This window comes from Mesorhizobium sp. M4B.F.Ca.ET.089.01.1.1 (assembly GCF_004022605.1).
Lineage (GTDB): Bacteria > Pseudomonadota > Alphaproteobacteria > Rhizobiales > Rhizobiaceae > Mesorhizobium > Mesorhizobium abyssinicae.
Map to the genome: position 1 here is coordinate 1 of NZ_RZOS01000593.1, position 2,883 is coordinate 2,883.

Annotated in this window: 3 protein-coding genes; 1 reads left to right on the forward strand and 2 read right to left on the reverse strand. The window is 64.6% G+C overall.

The features are described from left to right. Together EN780_RS31230 and EN780_RS31235 are read right to left on the reverse strand one after the other, a co-directional pair. On the reverse strand, positions 1–740 hold a 740-nt coding region (locus EN780_RS31230), incomplete at its 3' end, for an NAD-dependent epimerase/dehydratase family protein (RefSeq protein ID WP_128276200.1). Positions 741–771: 31 nt separating this feature from the next. Continuing rightward, on the reverse strand, positions 772–2,046 hold the full coding sequence (locus tag EN780_RS31235) for an O-antigen ligase (protein WP_127283825.1): 1,275 nt from the start codon (positions 2,044–2,046) through the stop codon (positions 772–774). A 493-nt stretch (positions 2,047–2,539) separates the two neighbouring features. Here EN780_RS31235 and EN780_RS31240 point away from each other — a divergent pair. Continuing rightward, a partial coding sequence (locus EN780_RS31240) for a phosphoadenosine phosphosulfate reductase family protein (protein WP_148674714.1) occupies positions 2,540–2,883 on the forward strand: 344 nt, incomplete at its 3' end.

Here is a 2,883-nt window from a genome sequence, read left to right on the forward strand (position 1 = left end):
CTGCCGAAGCCGCGCCGAAAGGCGGCGACGATCTCGGAAATAGTGGCGGGCGGGCGGTCGCCGGCGACATAAATGGGCTGAAGCGCCGCCGGCTTGGTCAAAAGCTGCAGCACCGCGCCGGCCACCGCGTCGGACGAAATCAGCGAGCGGATCCCGGTCAGGGCTCCTGTCGGCAGCGGCAGGGCGGTATCGGCGAGCCGCATCAGCGTTGCCAGGTTCCCCTTCATGCCCTCGCCATGAACCGGCGGCAGGCGCAGCACCGCGGCGTCGGAACGGCCGGCCGATCGATAGGCATCGAGCTTCCTGATCTCGCCTTCGCGCTTCGAGCTGCCATAGGCGTCTTGCGGGGCAGGGGGCGTCTCCTCATCGATGGTGCCGCTGAAGCCGGGACCGACCACCGCCCGGATCGACGACAGGTAGAGGAAGCGTCCGCTTGCCAGCGTCGCCGCGGCACCCGCAAGCTGCCCAGTCAGCGCTCCGTTCACCGCCAGATAGTCGTGCTCGCTGGCGTCGCGGTCATTGTTCAGCGCCGCGCAGTGAACGACATGCGTCACATCCTGCATCACCGCCAGGAACGCATCGGCCGGGGCATCGAAGCCGGGCAGCAGAACCGCGTCGCTTGTCCGCCCCAGCCGTTCCGGGTGACGCGAGGCGATCCGCACCTCGAGCCCAGCATCGCGCAGTCGATTCACGACCTGGCGTCCGACGAGTCCCGTCGCGCCTGTGACCAGCACTTTCATGGCGTTACCCCGGGTTTGCGCATCCCCGTGGTCAGGCGGCCGGAGCCGCCGCCGCCAGCTCCCGCGGCAGCTCCTGCTGGCGTCCCGATGCGAGGTAGGTCCCGGCGACCACGAAGACCATGAATGTCGAATCAAGGATATCGTGGCCGAGCAGGATGCCGGTCATTCCGCCGATCAGGTAGACGATCACCGTGACGGCGACCATCGTTGCGCCGAAGCGCTCCAGCGGATCGGCGCTGGCGCGCAGGACCCTTGCCGCGTTCCACGCCGCGACCACGAAGATCGCCGCCAGCGTGATGGCCCCGGCCAAGCCGGCCTGCACCAGCGCGGTCAGGAAACCGTTGTGGAAATGGCTGAAGCCCGCGGCCATGCCGAACTGGTCGTGAAAACCTTGTTTCATCAGCGCCTGGCTGGCGGCGATGCCATGGCCGAAAATCGGAGCGTCCCGGAACGCATCGAGCCCGATTTGCCACAGGGCCACGCGCAGTCCCGTCGCCGTCGAATGGTCGCCCTTGGCAAGCGCGTCCCAGTCGCTGAATAGGAAATCCGCACGTTCCGACACGATGTGGAAACCGAGAATGCCGATCACCAGCGACATCGCGGCGGCGATCAGCAAGAGACGCACGAGACTTGCCTCCTCCAGCTTGCGCCGGTTGATCAGAAGCACGGCGAGGACCGATACCGGCACGGCCACCCAGATGATGCGTGTGCCCGAATAGAGGATCGCGATGATGCCGGTCACGGCCGCCAGGAGCAGCAGGCCCTTGGGTCGCTCAATGCCCGAAAGCGCGCCGGCCAGACACATCATGACGCCGAGGCAGGTGACCGTGGCGAATGGGATGGCGTTTCCGGCTCCGCCCTCGGCCCGCATGCCTAGCCAGTAATACTGCGCCACGGCCAGCACGAGGGCGCCGAAACATGCCGCCATGCTGGCCACCACGACGATGCGGGCAAGCGTCGCCTTGGCGGTGATGCTCCAGGTCGAGTAGGAGATCGGGAAGAGCAGGAAGGTGACCAGCGCCAGGAGATGCGGCGCATCGGCCCGGAGCGCGTTGTTGACGACCGACGCCAGCAGATATGCCGCGCAATAGGCATAGATCGCGACCGTCATGGCGAGCATCGGCGGGTCGAAATTGAAGCGCCGCCGCCTCAGGGCGAGCAGAAGCACCGACCAAAGGCCGCCGCCGTTGAACACGAAACTCACGGCCGAACCCAGCACCGGCGGACAAAAGAAGCAAAGGATCGAGAAGTAGACGTTGATCTGCGCGGGCGTGAGGTGCCGTCTGATGGATAAAAGCGGGTTCAATGCTCTGTTTCGCAATGTCTGGGGGTCGTTGGGACGCCGTGTTGGTCCGCGACGGCGACGCGATCACCTTCGAAGCCTATCTGGTGCCACGGCGCGCGGGTAGCATTTGTGGCCGGTATAGCGGCTGGGTCCGATTCCCGATAGTGCGGCCGCTGGAGGGCTCATCACAAATCGGCAGCCCGGCCCGCATCCGCGTGAGCGGGAACCTCGCGCTGCCGGGCTGGCTGCGGTCACCCGAAAGGCAATAGTTTCTCCGTTCTTTGTCATGCATCAGGCGGTAGGGCAGGATTTTCCCACATACGCACCGATCGTGGAAAATTCATTCCGGATTGGCCGTCTGGCGGGCGCGTCTGGCATTGTTCCCCGCAATCGCGATCTGCTAGAACGCCGGCACGAATGTCCAGAAGCAAAGCTTGAACCGGGCTGTTTCTACGAAACGGTGCCTGATCCGTTGATGCAAGGTCTGGATGGCACGAGAGAACGCTCACAGTCCATGAATATCGCCCTTACGCACCTGCAGCGGCTCGAGGCCGAATCCATCCACATCTTCCGCGAGGTGGCGGCCTCCTTCTCCAAGCCCGTCATGCTCTATTCGGTCGGCAAGGATTCTTCCGTGCTGATGCACCTGGCGATGAAGGCCTTCTTCCCGGCCAAGCCGCCTTTTCCCTTCCTGCACGTCGACACCACCTGGAAGTTCCGCGAGATGATCGCCTTTCGCGACCAGATGGCGCAGAAACTCGGCTTCGACCTCCTGGTGCACGTCAACGAGGACGGCGTGCGCGACGGCATCAACCCGTTCGACCATGGCTCGAACACCCATACCCATGTGATGAAGAC